The sequence below is a fragment of the Erythrobacter colymbi genome (genome assembly GCF_002155685.1).
In the GTDB taxonomy this organism is placed as follows: domain Bacteria; phylum Pseudomonadota; class Alphaproteobacteria; order Sphingomonadales; family Sphingomonadaceae; genus Erythrobacter; species Erythrobacter colymbi.
On the sequence record NZ_MUYK01000001.1, the window covers coordinates 100,743 to 119,226 of the forward strand.

General features: G+C 67.0%; 20 protein-coding genes. 7 read left to right on the plus strand and 13 right to left on the minus strand.

Features of this window, described 5'->3' with window-relative positions; all coding sequences use genetic code 11:
• Positions 1-6: 6 nt before the first annotated feature.
• From BZF57_RS21040 to BZF57_RS00515, 8 genes are all read right to left on the minus strand, one after another.
• On the minus strand, positions 7-168 hold the full coding sequence (locus BZF57_RS21040) for a hypothetical protein (protein ID WP_156076218.1): 162 nt from the start codon (positions 166-168) through the stop codon (positions 7-9).
• Between the two features lie 114 nt (positions 169-282).
• Positions 283-504: a hypervirulence associated TUDOR domain-containing protein gene (locus tag BZF57_RS00485; protein WP_086733498.1), complete on the minus strand. Its 222-nt coding sequence runs from the start codon at positions 502-504 to the stop codon at positions 283-285.
• Positions 501-791 (minus strand): hypothetical protein, encoded by a 291-nt coding sequence (locus tag BZF57_RS00490; RefSeq protein ID WP_086733500.1) that lies wholly within the window; start codon positions 789-791, stop codon positions 501-503. Before BZF57_RS00490 ends, BZF57_RS00485 begins: the two co-directional genes overlap by 4 nt.
• A 108-nt stretch (positions 792-899) precedes the next feature.
• Positions 900-1,736, minus strand: coding sequence for a 2,3,4,5-tetrahydropyridine-2,6-dicarboxylate N-succinyltransferase (gene dapD / locus BZF57_RS00495; protein WP_086733502.1), 837 nt, complete (start codon positions 1,734-1,736; stop codon positions 900-902).
• Between the two features lie 223 nt (positions 1,737-1,959).
• Entirely contained in the window at positions 1,960-3,042 is a 1,083-nt protein-coding gene (locus BZF57_RS00500; protein WP_086733504.1) for a phosphotransferase family protein, read from the minus strand.
• Positions 3,042-4,130 (minus strand): Zn-dependent alcohol dehydrogenase, encoded by a 1,089-nt coding sequence (locus BZF57_RS00505; protein WP_086733506.1) that lies wholly within the window; start codon positions 4,128-4,130, stop codon positions 3,042-3,044. Before BZF57_RS00505 ends, BZF57_RS00500 begins: the two co-directional genes overlap by 1 nt.
• 145 nt (positions 4,131-4,275) lie before the next feature.
• Positions 4,276-5,613 carry an acyl-CoA dehydrogenase family protein gene (locus BZF57_RS00510; protein ID WP_086733508.1) on the minus strand — a complete coding sequence of 446 codons (1,338 nt, stop codon included), beginning with the start codon at positions 5,611-5,613 and terminating at the stop codon, positions 4,276-4,278.
• A gap of 91 nt (positions 5,614-5,704) precedes the next feature.
• Positions 5,705-7,180 (minus strand): MFS transporter, encoded by a 1,476-nt coding sequence (locus BZF57_RS00515; protein ID WP_086733510.1) that lies wholly within the window; start codon positions 7,178-7,180, stop codon positions 5,705-5,707.
• 224 nt (positions 7,181-7,404) lie between these two features.
• Between BZF57_RS00515 and BZF57_RS00520 the strand changes: the two genes are divergently transcribed.
• The 4 genes from BZF57_RS00520 (at position 7,405) to BZF57_RS21295 (ending at position 11,098) form a co-directional block, all read left to right on the plus strand.
• Entirely contained in the window at positions 7,405-8,598 is a 1,194-nt protein-coding gene (locus tag BZF57_RS00520; RefSeq protein ID WP_086733512.1) for an acyl-CoA dehydrogenase family protein, read from the plus strand.
• Between the two features lie 109 nt (positions 8,599-8,707).
• The gene (locus BZF57_RS00525) at positions 8,708-9,847 is read left to right on the plus strand and encodes an acyl-CoA dehydrogenase family protein (protein WP_086733514.1); all 1,140 of its coding nucleotides are present in this window, start codon (positions 8,708-8,710) and stop codon (positions 9,845-9,847) included.
• Between the two features lie 107 nt (positions 9,848-9,954).
• Positions 9,955-10,779 (plus strand): SDR family oxidoreductase, encoded by an 825-nt coding sequence (locus BZF57_RS00530; RefSeq protein ID WP_086733516.1) that lies wholly within the window; start codon positions 9,955-9,957, stop codon positions 10,777-10,779.
• 169 nt (positions 10,780-10,948) lie between these two features.
• Positions 10,949-11,098, plus strand: coding sequence for a hypothetical protein (locus BZF57_RS21295; protein WP_169712913.1), 150 nt, complete (start codon positions 10,949-10,951; stop codon positions 11,096-11,098).
• A gap of 20 nt (positions 11,099-11,118) precedes the next feature.
• Here BZF57_RS21295 and BZF57_RS00535 read toward each other — a convergent pair whose 3' ends face one another.
• The 5 genes from BZF57_RS00535 to BZF57_RS00555 form a co-directional block, all read right to left on the minus strand.
• Positions 11,119-12,573: a porin gene (locus tag BZF57_RS00535; protein ID WP_240505800.1), complete on the minus strand. Its 1,455-nt coding sequence runs from the start codon at positions 12,571-12,573 to the stop codon at positions 11,119-11,121.
• A 194-nt stretch (positions 12,574-12,767) separates the two neighbouring features.
• Complete coding sequence (locus tag BZF57_RS00540; protein WP_143738271.1) at positions 12,768-14,429, minus strand: hypothetical protein; 1,662 nt, start codon at positions 14,427-14,429, stop codon at positions 12,768-12,770.
• A 343-nt stretch (positions 14,430-14,772) separates the two neighbouring features.
• The gene (gene gmk, locus BZF57_RS00545; RefSeq protein ID WP_086733520.1) at positions 14,773-15,423 is read right to left on the minus strand and encodes a guanylate kinase; all 651 of its coding nucleotides are present in this window, start codon (positions 15,421-15,423) and stop codon (positions 14,773-14,775) included.
• 42 nt (positions 15,424-15,465) lie between these two features.
• The gene (locus tag BZF57_RS00550) at positions 15,466-15,789 is read right to left on the minus strand and encodes a hypothetical protein (protein WP_086733522.1); all 324 of its coding nucleotides are present in this window, start codon (positions 15,787-15,789) and stop codon (positions 15,466-15,468) included.
• Positions 15,790-15,897: 108 nt separating this feature from the next.
• Positions 15,898-16,377, minus strand: coding sequence for an SspB family protein (locus tag BZF57_RS00555; RefSeq protein WP_086733524.1), 480 nt, complete (start codon positions 16,375-16,377; stop codon positions 15,898-15,900).
• 132 nt (positions 16,378-16,509) lie between these two features.
• Between BZF57_RS00555 and hisB the strand changes: the two genes are divergently transcribed.
• Genes hisB through hisA form a run of 3 tightly spaced genes read left to right on the plus strand, consistent with a single transcriptional unit; the run spans position 16,510 to position 18,471 of the window.
• On the plus strand, positions 16,510-17,118 hold the full coding sequence (gene hisB / locus BZF57_RS00560; RefSeq protein WP_086733526.1) for an imidazoleglycerol-phosphate dehydratase HisB: 609 nt from the start codon (positions 16,510-16,512) through the stop codon (positions 17,116-17,118).
• The gene (gene hisH / locus BZF57_RS00565) at positions 17,111-17,737 is read left to right on the plus strand and encodes an imidazole glycerol phosphate synthase subunit HisH (RefSeq protein WP_086733528.1); all 627 of its coding nucleotides are present in this window, start codon (positions 17,111-17,113) and stop codon (positions 17,735-17,737) included. The genes hisB and hisH overlap by 8 nt, the downstream gene beginning before the upstream one ends.
• Positions 17,734-18,471 carry a 1-(5-phosphoribosyl)-5-[(5-phosphoribosylamino)methylideneamino]imidazole-4-carboxamide isomerase gene (gene hisA, locus BZF57_RS00570; RefSeq protein WP_086733530.1) on the plus strand — a complete coding sequence of 246 codons (738 nt, stop codon included), beginning with the start codon at positions 17,734-17,736 and terminating at the stop codon, positions 18,469-18,471. Before hisH ends, hisA begins: the two co-directional genes overlap by 4 nt.
• Positions 18,472-18,484: the final 13 nt, after the last annotated feature.

Sequence of the window (18,484 nt, forward strand, 5' to 3'; positions counted from 1 at the left end):
CTAGGCTCAGTGGTGGGCGTGGGCGAGGGCGGGTATGATCCAGACGAGGCTCATCGCGATCACCGCGAAGCCGAGGCTGAAGGCCAGCACATAGCGCAGCCCCGTGTTGGTCACCGCGCCGCGCGCGGCATCTTCGTCGATGCGGATGGTCTCGTTGCGATCAGCCATTAACGCTCTCCCCGTTATTGATTGACGTTAGGGAATATGTTTCCGTAACGTCAACCAATCGTCAAGAGGCGCAATCGTTCCCGAGAGGGCTGGTGCGGCGAAAGATTTCGAAAGTCAGCCCGCCGGTTTGAGTTCGCTGGCGAGCTTGAGCACCTCGTCGCCGTCGTCCTGTTCGATCAGGTAGGCGGGGTTTTCCTTGTCGCCGTTGCGGGTGATTTCGGAGCCTTTGATCTTGCGGGTGACCTTGCGTTCGTAGCGGTCGCGGATCGTGCCGGTCGCGGTGCCATCGCCCCACGACCAGCTGACCTTCTGCCCCTTGCGGAAGGTGTCGCTCATCGCTCGCCCGAGATCTTGGGCGCGCCGGCATCGGGATCGCCGGCGGTGATGCCATCGGTCGAACTGTCCGCGCCCACGCCCTGTTCGCGGACGGCCTCGTCGCGGCGCTCGACGTTCATCTGGCTCTCCACCGGGTCCTGTGTCAGCGCGCCGGTCACCCAGATCACGGTGAGCGCGATGATGGCGAGCGCGAGGCTGATCCCCAGCACCCAGCGCACCACGCCTTCATTGCTCCCCGCCTTGGCGTCAGTCTCGTCGAAACGGGGGCGGGGTTCGGGTTTCTGCATGAAGGTCTCCTGCTGCGATGGACAGGGACTATCCCGCGGCCGCGAAAATGGTTCGCCGCGCTATGTAAGGACGGGGCGGAAACGGGGCAGGACGAGGCCTGCCTCGGTTCAATCGCGCAGCAGTTCGTTGATGCCGGTCTTCGAGCGGGTCTGGGCGTCGACCGTCTTGACGATCACCGCGCAATAGAGGCTCGGCCCCGGCGTGCCATCGGGCAGGGGCTTGCCCGGCATCGAGCCGGGGACGACGACCGCATAGGGCGGCACGGCGCCCATGTGGACCTCGCCCGTCGCGCGGTCGACGATCTTGGTCGAGGCGCCGAGATAGACGCCCATCGACAGCACCGCGCCCTCGCCCACGCGCACGCCTTCGGCCACTTCCGCGCGCGCGCCGATGAAGGCGCCGTCGCCGATGATCACCGGCTCGGCCTGAAGCGGTTCGAGCACGCCGCCGACCCCCGCGCCGCCCGAGATGTGGACATTCGCCCCGATCTGCGCGCAGGAGCCTACGGTGGCCCAGGTATCGATCATGGTGTTCTCGCCGACGTAAGCGCCGATGTTCACGAAGGAGGGCATCAGCACCGCGCCCTTGGAGATATGCGCCCCGCGGCGAACGACCGCGCCGGGGACTACGCGAAAACCGGCTTCCTTGAAACGGTTGTCGCCCCAGCCGGCGAACTTCAGTGGCACCTTGTCATAGGCGGGGGCCCCTGCCGCGCCGCCATCCATCACGCGGTTGTCGTTGAGGCGGAAGGAGAGGAGCACCGCCTTCTTGAGCCACTGGTTGACCTGCCAGCCGCCATTGCCGTCAGGCTGGGCGACGCGCGCCTCGCCGCTGTCGAGCAGCGCGAGCGCGGCGTTGACGGCCTCGCCGACCGGGTGGCCCGGGGTGACCGAGGCGCGGTCTTCCCATGCGGCTTCGATGGCGGTGATCAGGTCAGCACTCATGCGCGGTCTCCAAAACGCCCGAATTCCGTTCGTCCTGAGCTTGTCGAAGGACCGTCTTTCCTTCGAGAGCAGCGCATGAAGAGAAAGTGCGGCCCTTCGACAAGCTCAGGGCGAACGGGAATGGGTCAGAAATCGGCCTCGCCGTAGCCGCGCGGCAGCCTCGCGGCAAGCGGAGGCTGCAAGACGAGGGGCGGCATACGTAAGCCGCCCCGACGCTCGTGCCTTATGCTGGCATACCTGCCGCTATGGCGAACTGGTACGCCCGCTCGGCGAGCGGCCGGACGCGGTCGCTCATCGCCTGGGCGTGGGCGGAGGAGGCGGTGCCGTCGATCACCCGCTTCTTGATGCCCTGCATGATCCCTGCGAGCCGGAACAGGTTGTAGGCGAAGTACCAGTCCATCGGCGGCACGGGGAAGCCGGTGCGTGCGACGTAGCGATCAACCGCTTCCTGCTGCGACGGGATGCCGAGCGCTTCCAGGTCCAGCCCCAGCAGCCCCGCGCGGCCATCCGCGGGGTTGTGCCAGTTGAGCATGAGGTAGCTGAAATCGGCGATCGGATCGCCCAGCGTCGAAAGCTCCCAGTCAAGCACCGCGATGATCTTCGGTTCGGTCTTGTGGAAGATCACGTTGTCGAGCCGGTAGTCGCCATGCACCACGCTCGAGCCATGCTGCGGCGGAATGGTCTGCGGGAGCCATTCGATGAGCGCTTCCATCTCGGGCATGTGCTCGGTCTCGGAGAGCTTGTACTGCTTGGTCCAGCGGGTGATCTGGCGCGCGCAGTAATCGGTCGGTTTGCCGTAGTCGCCCATCCCGATCTTGTCGGGCTCGCGCAGGTGGAGCTCGGCCATGGTGTCGATCAGCGCATGATAGATCGCGCGGCGCTCGTCCGGGCTCACACCGGGGAGCGCGCCGTTCCACAGCGAGCGGCCATCGGCCATGCTCATCACGAAGAACTTGGAGCCGAGAACTTCGGGATCTTCGCACAGACCGAACGTGCGAGGAACGGGGAAGCCTGTCGGGTAAAGCCCTGACATTGCTGCATATTCCCGGTCAACCGCATGGGCGCTGGGCAAAAGTTTGCCGAACGGCTGGCGGCGCAGCACGTAGCTCGTTCCGGGCGTGTCGATCCGGTAGGTCGGGTTCGACTGGCCGCCCTTGAACTTGGTGTAGCTGATCGGGCCTTCAAAGCCCTCGACGTTCGCCTCGAACCACGCGGTGAGCGAGGCCAGGTCGAGCGCGTCCTTCTCGGTCACTTCGACCGTGCCGACCATTTCCTTGTCGAAATCGATCTGGGGAGCGTCAGTCATCAGTCGAACACCACCACCGTGCGCGCGGAATGCCCCCCGCGCATCGTGTCAAAGCCTTCGTTCACCTGGTCGAGCGTGATCCGCTCGGCGATGATCGTGTCGAGATCGAGCAGCCCGCGCAGATAGAAATCGACGAGGCGCGGGAGGTCGACGGGGAAGTGGTTCATCCCCATGATCGCGCCCATCAGCTTCTTGCCGCTGAGGAGGTCGAAGGCGCCGAGCCCGACCTTGCAGTCCAAGGGCATCATGCCGAGGATCACCGCCGTGCCGCCGCGCTTCAGCGAAGCCACGGCAAGATCGGCCGAGGCCTGACGGCCCACCGCCTCGATCCCCCAGTCGACCCCGCCGCCGCTGATGGCGATGATCTGCTTGGCGGCGTCTTCGGCCAGCGCATCGACAGTGTGCGTCGCGCCCAGCACCTTGGCGAGCTCGCGCTTTTCGGCAAGCGGATCGGCGGCGATGATCTTGCCCGCGCCCGCGATCTTCGCGGCGTTGATCGCGGCAAGGCCCACCCCGCCGCAGCCGACCACCAGCACGGTCTCGCCCGGCGTCACCTTGCAGGCGTTGAAGATCGTCCCCGCGCCGGTCGTCACCGCGCAGCCGAGCAGCGCGGCACGGTCGAAGGGCATGGCCTTGTCGATCGCGACGCAGGCGTGCTCGTGGATCAGCATCTGCTCTGACAGGGCCGAGAGGTTGAGCATCTGGTTGACCGGCGCGCCATCGGCAAAGGCGATGCGCGAGGCCTCGCCCTTGGCGCGGCGGGTGTCGCCGCCGAGGCACAGCGCCATGCGGCCCGTGACGCAGAACTCGCAATGGCCGCAGAAGGCCGAGAGGCAGGAGACGACGTGGTCGCCCGGCTTCACGGTCTTCACCTCGGAGCCGACCGCGCGGACCACGCCTGCCGCCTCGTGCCCCGGGATGCAGGGCAGGGCGTGGGGATAGTGCCCGTCGATGAAGTGCAGGTCCGAATGGCACAGCCCGCAGGCCTTGGTGTCGATCAGGACTTCATGCGGGCCGGGCTCGGCATAGGTGACCTCGGCGATGCGCAGGCCCTGTCCGGGGGCTTCGAGAATGGCGGCTTTTGCCATGATAATTCCTCACCCCTCCCGCTTGCGGGAGGGGAGCGAGACTTGGGCTTGCCTCGCAAGTCCTAGTCGCAGCGGGGTGGGCCTTCCTCGCGGTTGGCCCGTGCCCACCCCCGCCCCCTCCCGCAAGCGGGAGGGGAGTTTAGTGTCAGCGCGCCACGCCCATGTCGCCCGAGCTGAAGCTCTGGCCGTCATTGGCAGCGCGCCCGTGGTTGCCGCGCAGGGCGTTGGCCGTCGGGCCGGCGACCGGCGCGTGCTTGGCGAACTCCATGTGGGCGATCGAGCGGGCGTGGACCTCGTCCGGGCCGTCCGCCAGACGCAGGGTGCGCTGGTGGGCATAGGCCGAGGCGAGGCCGTAGTCTTCCGACACCCCGCCGCCGCCATGCGCCTGGATCGCATCGTCGATGATCTTGAGCGCCATGTTGGGCGCCTGCACCTTGATCATCGCGATTTCCTGCTTGGCCGCCTTGTTGCCGACCTTGTCCATCATGTCGGCGGCCTTGAGGCAAAGGAGGCGGGTCATGTCGATATCGATGCGGGCACGCGCGACGCGCTCTTCCCAGACCGAGTGCTTGTAGACCGGCTTGCCGAAAGCCTCGCGCTCCTGCAGGCGGCGGCACATCTTGGCCAGCGCCTCTTCGGCGACGCCGATGGTGCGCATGCAGTGGTGGATGCGGCCCGGCCCGAGGCGGCCCTGCGCGATCTCGAAGCCGCGACCTTCGCCGAGCAGCATGTTCGACACGGGAACGCGCACGTTGACCATCTCGACTTCCATGTGGCCGTGCGGGGCATCGTCATAGCCGAAGACGGGGAGGTGGCGGATGATGTTCACCCCCGGCGCGTCGATCGGCATCAGCACCATCGACTGCTGCGCGTGGCGCTGGGCCGAAAGGTCGGTCTTGCCCATCACGATCGCGACCTTGCAGCGCGGATCGCCGAGGCCCGACGACCACCACTTGCGCCCGTTGATCACGTAGTGATCGCCGTCCCGCTCGATACGGGTCTCGATGTTCGTGGCGTCCGAGGAGGCCGTGTAGGGCTCGGTCATCAGGAAGGCCGAACGGATTTCGCCGTTCATCAGCGGACGCAGCCACTCTTCCTTCTGCTCGCGGGTGCCGTAGCGGTGGAAGACTTCCATGTTGCCGGTATCGGGCGCCGAGCAGTTGAACACCTCGCTCGCCCAGCCGATGCGGCCCATTTCCTCGGCGCACAGCGCGTATTCGAGGTTGGTGAGGCCCGGGCCGTCGAACTCGAAGGTCTCGTCCACATGGTGGTGGCTGTCGTTGCGCGGCGGCATGAACAGGTTCCAGATGCCCGCTTCCTTGGCGAGCTTCTTCTTGTCCTCGATGATCTGGATCACCTTCCAGCGCCCGCCCTCGGCGTCCTGCGCCTTGTAGACATCCATGTTGGGGCGCACGTGCTGCTCGATGAAATCGCGCACGCGATCGCGCCAATAGGCCTGGCGTTCGGTGGGTTCGAAATCCATGGGGGTGTTCCTCTCGTCCTTATTTGCAATCGAATCTGGATGCGACCGTGGCACGGGGCAGCGCCCCCGCCAAGCTCTCTTTTGTGGTGCGTCAGGCGCCGACCGAATGGCCCTCCGGATCGGCACGGGCGGCTTCGGCGAGCGGGTCGGGCTTCCTGCGATGGGCGAGCCGTTCGAGCCGTGCCTCGTGCTCCGCGCGGCTGATCGGGAAGCGGCCGAGCCAGAAGGCCGAGACCAGCGCCAGCCCCACGCCCGCCGCGCCGAAGCACAGGATCAGGCGCGCCAGCACCTCGTCAGGCACCGTGCCGGGGGCGGAATTGGTGGCAAGGCCGGCAAAGGCGATGATCTGTCCGGTGACGAAGATCCCCGCCCCCGTCGCGCACTTCTGCACCAGCCATCCGCCCGAGAAGAACGAGCCCTCCGCGCGCCTTCCCGTGCGCTCCTCGAAGGCCTCGACGATCTCGGCCATCATCGAGGTCGCCGAGACCAGCGAGACGACGCCCAGCGCATTGGCGATGAAGACGAAGGCATAGAAACCTGCGGTCGAGGCGTTGCTCCCCGCGGGCGGCCAAAGCCCGGCCAGCAGCAGGCCATAAGGCATGATCCCGATCACCGCCGCCGCCACCGCGCTCAGCGCCGCGCTGCCGTTCTTGCCCCAGCGCCGGTGCATCGGGCCGACGATCACGAACATCAGCACCACGCTCGCGAACAGAACCAGCGGGTAGAACACCAGCTGCGATCCCGACAGCTGCCACACGAACAGGTTTAGGTAGTTCGAGATCGAGAAGGTCATCCCCTGCGCCACATAGGCGGCGAGCCCCCCGGCGGCGAAGATCAGGAAGCTCTTCTCGGAGAAAGCCTCGACGATCTCGGCGAAAGCGCCCTTGAAGGTGAAGTGCTCCGGCTTGTGGTCGGGCAGGCGCGCGACCAGCGGGTGCAGGCCCGCCGCCGATCCGATCACCGAAGCCGCCATCAGCACCGCGCCGAAGATGCCGAAGGCCTGATAGCCCTCGAGCGAGAGCATCCCCTCCGGCCCCGGCATGAACACGGTATAGGCGAGGATCATCATCCCCAGCCCCCCGATCCACCCCGACAGGAAGCGGTAGCGGAACAGCGTCGTGCGCTCGTCATAGTCCTGCGTCAGTTCGGGGACGAGCGCGATCGAGGGCACCTCGCAGGCCGACAGCAGCACGCGCACCGCGATCGCGATGCCGACCAGCCCTGCGAAACTCGGGGCCGCGCCGCCGGGCGGGCTCCACAGCCAGACCCACAGCATCGCGAGCGGCACCGGCGCGGCATAGAGCCACGGCAGGCGGCGGCCCCAGCGGGTGTAGGTGCGGTCCGACAGGTTGCCGATCAGCGGATCGACCACCGCATCCACCAGCAGCGCGATCAGCAGCGCCAGGCTGACGAGCGCCGCGTCCATCCCCAACACCTGGTTGTAGAAGATCAGCAGGAAGAACGAGAAACCATTGTCCTTCACCCCGAAGGCGACCGAGCCGAACCCGGTGAGCACCTTCACCCGCATCGGCAGCTTTGCGGCAATCGGACCTCCGGCTACCGGCATGCGCGCGCGCCCTTGCTGGCGGAGTTCCGGCCCAAGTTTCTCTCCCACGGCTTGTCTGTTCTTGCGGTCAAGCTAGCCCCATTCCGCCCCGCGTCAATGGCCGCGGCAGGGTGACGTTACGGCATCGGGCGCAATGCCCCGAATGCGCGAAGGACGCTTGCAGGCAGGCGCAAATTGATCCTAACGTAAGCGTCAAGTGAGAGACACGAGAGAGGAGAGTCGGCATGGCCGATCTTGAGCAATTCCGCACCGAAACCCGCGCGTGGCTGGAGGCGAACTGCCCGCCCGAAATGCGCGAGCCCGTGCGCGGCGAGGACGACATCTATTGGGGCGGCCGCCGCGCGACCTTCAAGAACGACGCGCAGAAGGCGTGGCTCGAAGCCTGCATCGCCAAGGGCTATACCGTCCCGATGTGGCCCAAGGAATATGGCGGCGCTGGCCTTTCTGCGCCCGAAGCCAAGGTGCTGCGCGAGGAAATGGGCCGCATCAACGCCCGCCCGCCGCTCAGCAGCTTCGGCATCTGGATGCTCGGCCCGGCGCTGCTCCACTTCGGCACCGAAGGCCAGAAGCAGCGGTTCCTCAATGAAATCGCGCGCGGCGAAATCCGCTGGTGCCAGGGCTATTCAGAACCGGGCTCGGGCAGCGACCTCGTTTCGCTCCAGACCTTCGGCGAGGACAAGGGCGATCACTGGGTCGTCAACGGCCAGAAGATCTGGACCTCCTATGCCGATCACGCCGACTGGATTTTCTGCCTCGTCCGCACCGACAAGGAGAACAAGTACGGCGGCATCACCTTCATGCTGTTCGACATGGCAAGCGAAGGCGTCACCACCAAGCCGATCAAGCTGATCTCCGGCTCCTCGCCCTTCTGCGAGACCTTCTTCGACAACGTCGCCGTGCCCAAGTCCTACGGCGATGACGTGCCGGCTTATGTGGGCACCATCAACCGCGGCTGGGACGTCGCCAAGTATCTCCTCGGCCACGAGCGCGAGATGATCTCGGGCGCGGACGGCGGCGAGCGTCAGGCGGCGATCGGCGCGGCGATGAAGCGTCATGCGGCGAAGACCGGCGACGACATCGATCCCGTCCTGCGCGCGGAACTGGCGATGTTCGATGTCGATGCGCTCGCCTATGCCGCGATGGGCGAGAAGTTCCTCGACGAGATCAAGGTCGGCAAGGCGCACCCCGCGCAGCCGAACATGATGAAATACGCCGGGACCGAACTGAACAAGCGCCGCCACGAGCTGATGATGGCGGTCGGCGGCAGCCGCGCGCTCGAATGGGAGAGCGAGGCGACCGAGGGCGGCAAGCCTGCCAAGAACTGGCTGCGCACCAAGGCCAACTCGATCGAGGGCGGGACGAGCGAGGTGATGCTCAACGTCATCGCCAAGCGCATCCTCGACCTGCCGGGGGCTTGATTTAAAACAATAATGCATCGTCATCCCCGCGAAGGCGGGGATCCAGCTTGCTTGCGAAGATCGCTGGACCCCCGCCTGCGCGGGGGTGACGGGATAGGAGGAGGGAAAAATGCCCCTGTATCACAACGAAGATCAGGCGATGCTCGCCGATACCGCGCGCGGCTTCATCGCCGAGGAAGGCAATATCGCCAAGCAGCTGCGCCACTGGCGCGACCGCAACTGCAAGGACGGCTTCGGCCACGCCTTGTGGAAGCAGATGGCCGAGATGGGCTTCACCGGCATGCTGGTGGAGGAGGCCGACGGGGGCCTCGGCATGGGCCATGTCGAGGCGGGGATCGTGCTGGAAGAGATTGGCCGCAACCTCACGCCCTCGCCGTTCCTGACCTCCTCCGTGCTGGCCGCGACCGCGCTGAAGCACGGCTCGGCCGACCTCAAGGGCCGCTACCTGCCGGGGCTGATCGCGGGCGATTCCGTGTTCGCCGTCGCCATCGACGAGACCGCCAAGCACCGGCCCGAGCGCATCACCACCCGTGCCGAAAAGTCGGGCAACGGCTTCAAGCTGTCGGGTGCCAAGAGCTTCGTCATCCAGGGCGCGAGCGCGGACATGATCGTGGTCGCGGCGCGCACCAGCGGCGCTGACGATGATGCGGACGGGATCACGCTCTTCGCCGTCCCCAAGGACGCGGCGGGCATGAGCCATGACAGCGTGCGTCTGGTGGACTCGTCGATGGCGACCCACACCAGGTTCGACGGCGTCGAATTGGACGGCGATGCCGTGATCGGCGAGATCGACGGCGGGCGCGCCGTGCTCGATGCGATGCTGCTCGCAGGCCGCGTCGGCGCGGCGGCCGAAGGCGTCGGCGTTGCGCGCGGGGCGATGGACATGACGGTCGACTACCTCAAGCAGAGGAAGCAGTTCGGCAAGCTGATCGGCGAGTTCCAGGCGCTCCAGCACCGCGCCAGCCACCTCTATTCAGAGGTCGAGATCGCCCGCGCGGTCACGATCAAGGCGCAGCAACTGCTCGACGGCGGCTCGACCCATGCCGAGCTGATGGCGAGTGTCGCCAAGGCCAAGGTCGCCAAGACCGCACGCCTCGCGGTGCAGGAAGGCGTGCAGATGCACGGCGGCATCGGCATGACCGACGAATACGACATCGGCCTCTACATGAAGCGCGACCGCGCGCTGGCGGAGTTCCTCGGCGATGCCTTCTACCACGCCAACCGCGTGGCGGAGCTGAGCGGATACTAGGCCAACATCGTCTCCCCGGACTTGATCCGGGGCCCCGCTTCCTTCCTGCGGCGGGGACAAAGTAAGCGGGATCCCGGGTCAAGCCCGGGAAGACGGAGAGATTCTAAATGGACATTCAATCACTTTTCAGCCTCGAAGGCCGCATCGCCCTCGTCACCGGGGGCAGCCGCGGGATCGGCAAGATGTTCGTCGAGGGGCTCCTCGCGGCGGGCTGCGCGCGGGTCTATATCTCGGCGCGCAAGGTCGAGCAGATGCAGGCGACCATTGACGAATTTGGCTCCGAATTCGGCGCGGATCGCGTCATCGGCATCCCCGCCGACCTCTCGCAGATGGACGGCATGGTCGCCCTCGCCAACGAGCTGAAGGCGCGCGAGAGCCATCTCGACATCCTCATCAACAACGCGGGTGCGGCCTGGGGCCAGCCCTATCTCGAGTTTTCCGAGGCCGGCTGGCACCGGACGATGGACCTCAACGTCAAGACCCCGTTCTTCCTCACCCAGAAGCTCCATGATCTGCTGGTCGCGGGCGGCAAGCAGGGGCATCCGGCCAAGGTGATCCACGTCTCCTCGATCGACGGGCAGCGGATCAACCCGTGGGAGACCTACGCCTACCAGGCTTCGAAGGCAGGCGTGATCCAGCTCACCAGGCGCATGGCCGCGCGGCTGATCCAGGACAATATCGTGGTGACCTCGATCGCGCCGGGCGCGTTCCCGTCCGAGATGAACCGCGCCGCCAAGGACGCGCCCGACGCCTCGGCCTCGGGCATCCCCGCCAAGCGCATCGGCACCGCCGAGGACATGGCGGCCGCCGCGATCTACCTGTGCAGCCGCGCGGGCGACTATGTGGTGGGCGAGACGCTGACGGTCGACGGCGGCGTGGTCAACGCGCACCTGCCCAACCACTTCGCCGACCCGAGCGGCGGCGGGCACTGAGCCTTCCAGCGCTGACAGGCAAGGGGCCGGGAGAGCGATCTTCCGGCCCCTTTCGCATGCGCCAGCGGCCCAAGCGGCCCGCGCGAGGGGTGAAGCGAGGCGGCAGGTTGCAGAAGGCCGCCGCGCGATAGGCTATGCTCGCGCCTCCCCCAGCAAGCGGAGAGCGCTCATGGCCTCGGTACCCACGCCCGATCCCGAAATCGTCGAACCCCCGGCCGAACCGGTCGAACCGACGCCCGCCCCGCCCGAGACCGAGCCGACCCCGCCCGATATCGACGAGCCCGGCCGCGGGCCCGACGAGCTGCCGCCGGAGCAATAGGCTAGATCAGTAATTCCGCGTCAGTAGTTCCATTGGGCCTGGATGCGCAGAATCTGCCCCTCGGCCTGCCCGAAGCGGCGCTCGTCGGCCTCCTTGCGCTTGGCAAAGCCGTAGGTGGTGGTGATCTCCAGCGCGGAATCGAGCTGGAATTCGAAGCCCAGCTCCAGCTCCTCGGTCTCCAGCCGCGGCGCATTGATCGCCGCCTTGAAGCCGCCGCGGTAATACTGCCAGCGCGCGAAGGGATAGAACGGGCCGATCGGCGACTTGTCGATCTTGCCCATCAGCTGGACATAGCCCCCATCGAGCGGGCGTTCCTCGATCCGGCCGCTCGCGGGGACGAATTCGGGACCCTTGCCCCAGTTCCATTCGGCCTGCACCCCGATCGGCTGCGGGTAGAGGATCGCGTGGAGATTGACGCGGTCGTCCTTGAAGCTCGCCGCGCTGAGGCCCCCGGTGCGCACTTCGGGGCGGATGCGGTTGTGCATCACCGAACCGCCGATCTCGAACACCTGCCCGTCGAGCCCGAGACCGTCGAGTTCGAACGGCCAGGTCGCAAGGCCGACCAGCATCACGCCGTCATTGCCCTCGGTGCGGTTGAGGCCCTGCCCGTTGAACGCGCCGAAGCCGAAGGCGCCGTAATTGCCGAAAAGCTTCTGCCCGTCGGCCGCGAGGCGGTCCCAGATCTTCTGCACGTGGTGCGGGGTGTAATAGGCGACGATCCCGAGATCGCGCTCACCCGATGCGGCGGTGTTGATCGCGTCGGTACGGTCGAGCGCGAGACGCTGCGAGGAGGACTGCATGTTCTCCCAGCCATAGGGCACCTTCGACTGGCCGAGGCGGATGCGGAAGGCCTTGTCGCCGGTGGGGAAGACATCGGCATACATGTCGCGCAGGCTGACGCTGCCCTCGCGCCGTTCGCCCGCCGACTGGTTCGAGACCGCGGCGGCGAAATCGGGCTGGAAATAGAGCGAGAGGTGGTCGTTCACGTCGCCCTGGATGATCATGCGGATCCGGCGGAAGCTGAAATTGTTGTCGGGCCGCACTTCGCTGTCGCCGATGGTGCGCAGGCGCGAGACGCCCGCGGGCGCATTGGCATCGCCCGAGACGATCTGGTTGAAGCGCATCTGGGTGTAGCCGCGCAGGCGCAGCTTTTCGTACCATGCCTTGGGCTTGGGCTTGGCGGGAGCAGGCGCGGCGGCGAGCTCGGCCGCGGTGATCGGCGCGCCCGCGACGGGCTTGCCCGGGGCGGACGTCACGGCGACGGCGGGCGCACCCGGAGCGGGCGCGGGCGCCGCGACGGTCACGGGGGCAGGCGCGGGCGCTGCGGCCTGCTGCGCCTGAAGCGCGGTCACCATCGCCTTCAGCTCGTCGATCTGGCGCTGGAGATCGGCGATCGTCTGGGCCGAATCGGGCTGCGCGCCGCCGGTGGCAGGCGCAGCCTGCTGGGCGGCGGCGGGGAAGCTGGTTCCTGCCATCAGCGCGGCAAGGACAAGAGCAAGGGACAAACCGGCAGACGTGCGGCGCATGGACGGGTTTACTCGCGTTGTGCCCATTCACGATGAACCGGCTGCCGCGCCGATATGGCAGTTACGTTTCACTCCTGTGACAATTGCGACCGCAATTTGATGTCAATGTGACAAGCGCAGCCTGCGCCGCGCGCGCCCGGCCCCTACCAGGCGATGGTGATCCCGCTGCCTGCCTTCACCCGGCCCGACATGTCGTCGATGATCTGCTTGGCCGAAAGCACGCGGTATTCCATCCCCGTCAGCTCGGGCGGCAGGCTCGCCGAATTGACCAGCCGCACCCGGAGCTGCGCCTCGTAGCCCGAGGCGAAGGACGAGCTGGTGCCGCCATACATGCCCACGATATTGGTGGTGAGCTCGGCCGAGCGGCGCGAGAGGATGACGATGCTGTCCTTGCCCTCGCGCTGCGCAGTCATCGCCGCGCCATAGACCGCCAGCTCCTCGACCACGTGGATCGGCGCGGTCTTGTGGACGAAGCGGACCGTCCAGATGTCGCTCTTGTCCTCCTGCGCACGCGACAGGCCGGTGTCGCTGAGGAAATAGCCGTCGCCTGCCGGCTTCATCACCGGCATCATCTTGGCGGTGAGGCGCCGCGGCAGCAATTGCGCCAGCTGGCGGTTGCTGATCCGGAGCGCCTCGCGCTTTTCCGCGGCAAGCTTGTTGAGGAACTGGGTCACCGCCGCATCGCGTTCGGCGGCCTGCTGGGGCTGAGGGAGGTTGAGGCCCTTGAGCACCGAAACGAAGATCGGCAGCTCGGAAATCGGGCTCTTGGTGAAGGCATCGAAGGCGAGTTCGGGCGGGCGGCTCGGCAGGCCCTGTACGAAGGTCGCGGCCTGCTGCCACAGCTCCAGCTTCAGCTTGCCAGCCTCGGCATAGGGCTGGCGCGTTTCCCAGTCCTGCAGGTCGCGCTTCTTGGGCGGCTTGCCGCCCGGGCGTTGCGGCGGGAGCGCCATCGCCTCGGCCAGATCGTCATTGGCTTCCTGCACCACCAGCGCGGCTTCCTGCGTGCGGCCCTCCAGCGTCAGCGCGAAGGCGAGCGCGCCGGTCACCTCTGCGCGTTCCTTGATGCTTTCGAGCCGCTGGCGGACCTCGTTGTCCATCACCCAGCCGCCGCGCTTCTTGGGCAGATCCCAGGTGATCGCCGGGGCATAGCCGATCGCCGCGGCATAATCGGCCCGCATGATCGCGTCCCAGTAAAGGAGGTTCGCGTTCTCGGGGGAGAGGACGATGTTCCTGACGAAGGAGTCTTGCGCGGCGTCCTCGTCGATGCGGAACTGGATCAGGGTGGTGAGCCGCTGGATGCTGGCCGACCACGGCCGCGCGGCGCTGACCTTGCCGAGCGCGGCCATTGCCTCGTCCTTGCGGCCGAGCTGGCCGAGCGCGAGCGCACGGATCGCCTGGTTGCCGAGGCCGAGGCTGACGGCGAAGAAGGGATCGGCCTTGCCGGTCTCGTCGCTCTGCGCGGTGGCCTCGAGCGCGACTTCGGGCTTGCCCGACTGGATCGCGTGGAGCGCCTTGGCCTGTTGCAGGTTGGCGCGGCGCAACCATTGTCCGGGTTGCAGCAACGGATCGGCGAGCGCGCGGTCGCACGCCTCGATCCCGCGTTCGCTGAGGCGCATGTCGGCCGGCCGCAGATCGACCGTGGCGGTGGCGAGGCCGAACATCCATGTGCCTTCGGTCATGCCGTCGGTCTTCTTGGTCGGCGCGCTGAAACCGTCGCAGGTGGTGAAATCGTCGGCCCGTGCCGGTTGCGACGCTATCGCCAGCGCCGCCGCTGCGGCCGCAGCCGCCATTCGCATCCGTGTCATGCTGCCCCTTGCAAACCCTGTCGCGGCGCATCCCCATGCACCGCCTGCGGAGCGCATTCTGGAAGGCAAAGCCTGCCGGATCAACTGCAAAGCGGCAGGACTGGCACCGTTACGGGGCTTTTGCGCGGGGGGTGTGGCGGCGGGGCGCGGGCGGCGGGGCGGGCGGGCGCGGGCGGCTCGCGCGGACCCGTGCCAGATCCCCTCTAGACCCCCTCTAGACCCCCACCAGACCCCCGCCAGCGCGGTCTCGCAGGCTGCCAGAGGGGCATCAGAGCCCTGTCGGCAGGGGAAAACCGGCGATGTTCCACGTGAAACACCGCCTCGCGGTGACCAGCGGGCAGGGTCAGACCATCAGCCCGCGGACAAACGGGATCAGCCCGGTCTGGCGGGCGCGCTTCATCCGCTCGGCCTCGAGGATCGCGCGGACCTTGTCGAAGCAGACGTCGATGTCGTCATTGATGATGACATAGTCGTAGCCGTCCCAGTGGCTGATCTCGGCCCGGGCGCGTTCCATGCGGGCGGCGATGACCTCCGCGCTGTCCGTGGCGCGGCCCTTGAGGCGGCGGTGGAGTTCCTCGATCGAGGGCGGGAGGATGAAGACCCGCACCACATCCTGCTGATCTTTCTGGTAAAGTTGCTGGGTCCCCTGCCAATCGATATCGAACAGGAAGTCCTGCCCCTGCTTCAGCGCGGCGCGGATGATGCCCTTGGGGGTGCCGTAGCGATGGCCGAAAACCTCGGCCCATTCGTAGAAATCGTCCTCGTCGATCATCTGCTGGAAGCGTTCGTGCGAGACGAAATGGTAGTGCACCCCGTCAACCTCGCCCGGACGTGGCGGGCGGGTGGTGGCGCTGACCGAGAGCTTGATCTCGGCGTCCTTGGCCAGCAGCATCCGCGACAGGGTGGTCTTCCCCGCACCCGAGGGGGAGGAGAGGATGAACATCAGGCCCCGGCGATGGAGCTGGTCGGCAGTTTGCGGTGAGGAGTCGCCCATAGGCCCCGTTGCCTTAGAACGCGGGCACAAATCAAGGGGCGGTCAGGATTCGCCCTCGGGGGTTTCCTTCAAATCCTTCGCGCGGGCCTTCTTCTCCAGCCGCTTGCCCCGGTCGTAGAAGACCTTGGCGGCGAGCCCCCCGGCGACCACGGCGAGCCCCAGCGGGGAGCGGCGGGCAAGGCGGCTCGCCCCGTAGAGCGCGAGGCTCGAGGCAAGCCCGCGCTTGTCCACCAGCTTGTCGGCCTTGTCCTGTCCGTGGCTCTTGACCAGCAGGCCCTTCTCCAGCCGGTCACGCAGCAGGCCGCCTGCCGCGCGCAGGACGATGTCGGCGATGACGAGGTTGGTGGCCGCGACAGGGCTCGGCAACGGCACGCCGCCCGGGCCCTTGGCGGGCGCTTTTCCCGTTGTTTGCGAAGGGCTTGCAGCCTTGCCGCGCTTGCCCCGAGCTGCCCTTCTGGCCCCCGCCATAGGGCGCTATTTCTTGCGCCCGAAGTCGATCGAGACGACGTTCGAGCCATCGGGATCGGTGTCCGGCCCGTCATTCTCCGCATCCTCGTGCGCCTCGGGCTCGAGCTCCTCGACCGCGGCCTGGAACTGGAGGCCGAAGTCCACCGCCGGATCGACAAAGGCGGTGATCGCGGCGAAGGGGATCGTCAGCTTGGCCGGCACCTGGTTGAAGGTGAGGCTGACCGAGAAGCTCTGCGGCAGCACCTCGAGATCCCAGAACTTGTTCTGGAGCACGATCGTCATCTCGTCGGGGAAGCGTTCGCGCAGGTGCGGGGGGATCGAGACCCCCGGCGCACCGGTCTTGAAGGTGATGTAGAAGTGATGCGCGCCGGGCAGGCTGCCGCCGCCGCTCACGATCGAGCCCAGCACCCGGCCGACGACGGCGCGCAGGGCTTCCTGCACGATCTCATCATAGGGGATCAGGCTATCGGGCGTGTCACTGTTCATGGCAGAGCCGATTGGTGGCCGCACAGGCGGGGTTGGTCAAGGGACTTTGATCTGTCATGCCAAATTGACAGCATCACACCGCCTTGCGCCGACCGCTTGTCTTGGCGGCCCATCCGACTATAGCGCCAAGCCATGGCCAGCATCCCCGCCCGCACCGGCTCGGTTGAGCGTAACACCACCGAGACCAAGATCGCCATCGCCGTCAATCTCGACGGGACCGGCGCCTATGACGTGTCGACCGGCATCGGCTTCCTCGACCACATGGTCGAGCAGTTCAGCCGCCACTCGCTGATCGACGTGACGATGAAGGTCGAGGGCGATCTCCATGTCGACCAGCACCACACCACCGAGGATTCGGCGATCGCGCTGGGTCAGGCGATTTCGCAGGCGCTCGGCGACAAGGCCGGGATCGGTCGCTACGGCGCGGCATACTCGCCGATGGACGAGACGCTGAGCCGCGTCGCGCTCGACATTTCGGGGCGGCCGTACCTCGTGTGGAAGGCCAAGTTCACCCAGGAACGCCTCGGCGAATGGGACACCGAGCTGATCGAGCACTGGTTCCATTCGGTCTCGCAGGCCGCCGGCATCACGCTCCACATGGAGCTGCTCTACGGCACCAACAACCACCACATCTGCGAGAGCCTCTACAAGGGCTTCGCCCGCGCGATGCGGCAGGCGGTCGAGCGCGACCCGAGGAAGGGCGGCGCGATCCCGAGCACCAAGGGGCAGCTCGGTGGGTGAGGTGGTCGCGCTCGTTGATTACGGCGCGGGCAACCTCCACTCTGTCCACAACGCGCTGAAGGCGGCGGGGGCTGAGGTCACCGTCACCGCCGACCCCTACGTGGTGCGCGCGGCTGACCGGATCGTGCTTCCCGGCGTCGGCAGCTTCAGGGCCTGCGCCGAGGGGCTGAACGCGATCCCCGGCATGGTCGAGGCCATGACCGAGCGTGTCCGCGTCGGCGGAGCGCCGTTCCTCGGAATCTGCGTGGGGATGCAGCTGCTCGCCGACAAGGGCCTCGAGCATGGCGAGACCCCCGGCCTCGGCTGGATTGCAGGCGAGGTGCGGCTGATCGAGCCTTCCGATGCCGCCATCAAGGTGCCGCACATGGGCTGGAACGATGTCGCGGTGCTCCCCCACGCCCGTGATCACGCGGTGATCGAGGAGGGCGAGGCCTATTTCCTCCACTCCTACCATTTCGCCGCCACCGATCCGCAAACGATCGCCGCGATGACCGACCACGGCGAGGGGCTGGTCGCCGCCGTCGCTCGCGACAACATCCTCGGCGTGCAGTTTCACCCGGAGAAGAGCCAGGGCTACGGCCTCGCGACCCTCCGGCGCTTTCTGGAGTGGTATCCGTGATCATCTTCCCCGCCATCGACCTCAAAGGCGGCCAGGTCGTGCGCCTTGCCGAAGGCGACATGGACCGCGCCACGATCTACGGCGATGATCCCGCCGCGCAGGCGATGATCTTTGCCGATGCGGGGGCGGAGCACCTCCACGTCGTCGATCTCGACGGCAGCTTTGCGGGCGAAAGCCGCAACCGCGCGGCGGTGGAGGCGATCGTCGAAGCCTTCCCCGGCTATGTGCAACTGGGCGGCGGCATCCGCGATGCGGCGGCGGTCGAAGGCTGGTTCAACCTTGGCGTCGCGCGGGTGGTGATGGGCTCGGCGGCGCTCAAGAACCCTGAATTCGTGCGCGAAATGGCCCGCGAGTGGGAGAACGGCATAGTCGTCGCGGTCGACGCCAAGGACGGCATGGTCGCGACCGAGGGCTGGGCGGAAGTCTCCGACGTCCCCGTCACCGACCTCGCCCGCCGTTTCGAGGACGCAGGGGTAGCCTCCCTGCTGTTCACCGACATCGGCCGCGATGGGCTGCTGAAGGGCGTGAACATCGAGGCGACCGTCGACCTCGCCCGCCGCGTCGATATTCCGGTGATCGCCAGCGGCGGCGTGAAGGGGCTCGACGACATCCACATCCTCTCGCTCCACGCGCACGAGGGGATCGAGGGGGTGATCACGGGCCGCGCGCTGTATGAAGGGCGGCTCGATCTGGCGGCGGCGATCGCGATGGGGCAGAGAGCCGAAGCAAGGTGACGAAGGTCGGAGC

Excerpts from the sequence above, each read along its gene's own strand:
- BZF57_RS21040 (WP_156076218.1), bottom strand. The coding sequence starts at position 168 with ATGGCTGATCGCAACGAGACCATCCGCATCGACGAAGATGCCGCGCGC.
- BZF57_RS00485 (WP_086733498.1), bottom strand. The coding sequence starts at position 504 with ATGAGCGACACCTTCCGCAAGGGGCAGAAGGTCAGCTGGTCGTGGGGC.
- BZF57_RS00490 (WP_086733500.1), bottom strand. The coding sequence starts at position 791 with ATGCAGAAACCCGAACCCCGCCCCCGTTTCGACGAGACTGACGCCAAG.
- dapD (WP_086733502.1), bottom strand. The coding sequence starts at position 1,736 with ATGAGTGCTGACCTGATCACCGCCATCGAAGCCGCATGGGAAGACCGC.
- BZF57_RS00500 (WP_086733504.1), bottom strand. The coding sequence starts at position 3,042 with ATGACTGACGCTCCCCAGATCGATTTCGACAAGGAAATGGTCGGCACG.
- BZF57_RS00505 (WP_086733506.1), bottom strand. The coding sequence starts at position 4,130 with ATGGCAAAAGCCGCCATTCTCGAAGCCCCCGGACAGGGCCTGCGCATC.
- BZF57_RS00510 (WP_086733508.1), bottom strand. The coding sequence starts at position 5,613 with ATGGATTTCGAACCCACCGAACGCCAGGCCTATTGGCGCGATCGCGTG.
- BZF57_RS00515 (WP_086733510.1), bottom strand. The coding sequence starts at position 7,180 with ATGCCGGTAGCCGGAGGTCCGATTGCCGCAAAGCTGCCGATGCGGGTG.
- BZF57_RS00520 (WP_086733512.1), top strand. The coding sequence starts at position 7,405 with ATGGCCGATCTTGAGCAATTCCGCACCGAAACCCGCGCGTGGCTGGAG.
- BZF57_RS00525 (WP_086733514.1), top strand. The coding sequence starts at position 8,708 with ATGCCCCTGTATCACAACGAAGATCAGGCGATGCTCGCCGATACCGCG.
- BZF57_RS00530 (WP_086733516.1), top strand. The coding sequence starts at position 9,955 with ATGGACATTCAATCACTTTTCAGCCTCGAAGGCCGCATCGCCCTCGTC.
- BZF57_RS21295 (WP_169712913.1), top strand. The coding sequence starts at position 10,949 with ATGGCCTCGGTACCCACGCCCGATCCCGAAATCGTCGAACCCCCGGCC.
- BZF57_RS00535 (WP_240505800.1), bottom strand. The coding sequence starts at position 12,573 with ATGGCAGGAACCAGCTTCCCCGCCGCCGCCCAGCAGGCTGCGCCTGCC.
- BZF57_RS00540 (WP_143738271.1), bottom strand. The coding sequence starts at position 14,429 with ATGACACGGATGCGAATGGCGGCTGCGGCCGCAGCGGCGGCGCTGGCG.
- gmk (WP_086733520.1), bottom strand. The coding sequence starts at position 15,423 with ATGGGCGACTCCTCACCGCAAACTGCCGACCAGCTCCATCGCCGGGGC.
- BZF57_RS00555 (WP_086733524.1), bottom strand. The coding sequence starts at position 16,377 with ATGAACAGTGACACGCCCGATAGCCTGATCCCCTATGATGAGATCGTG.
- hisB (WP_086733526.1), top strand. The coding sequence starts at position 16,510 with ATGGCCAGCATCCCCGCCCGCACCGGCTCGGTTGAGCGTAACACCACC.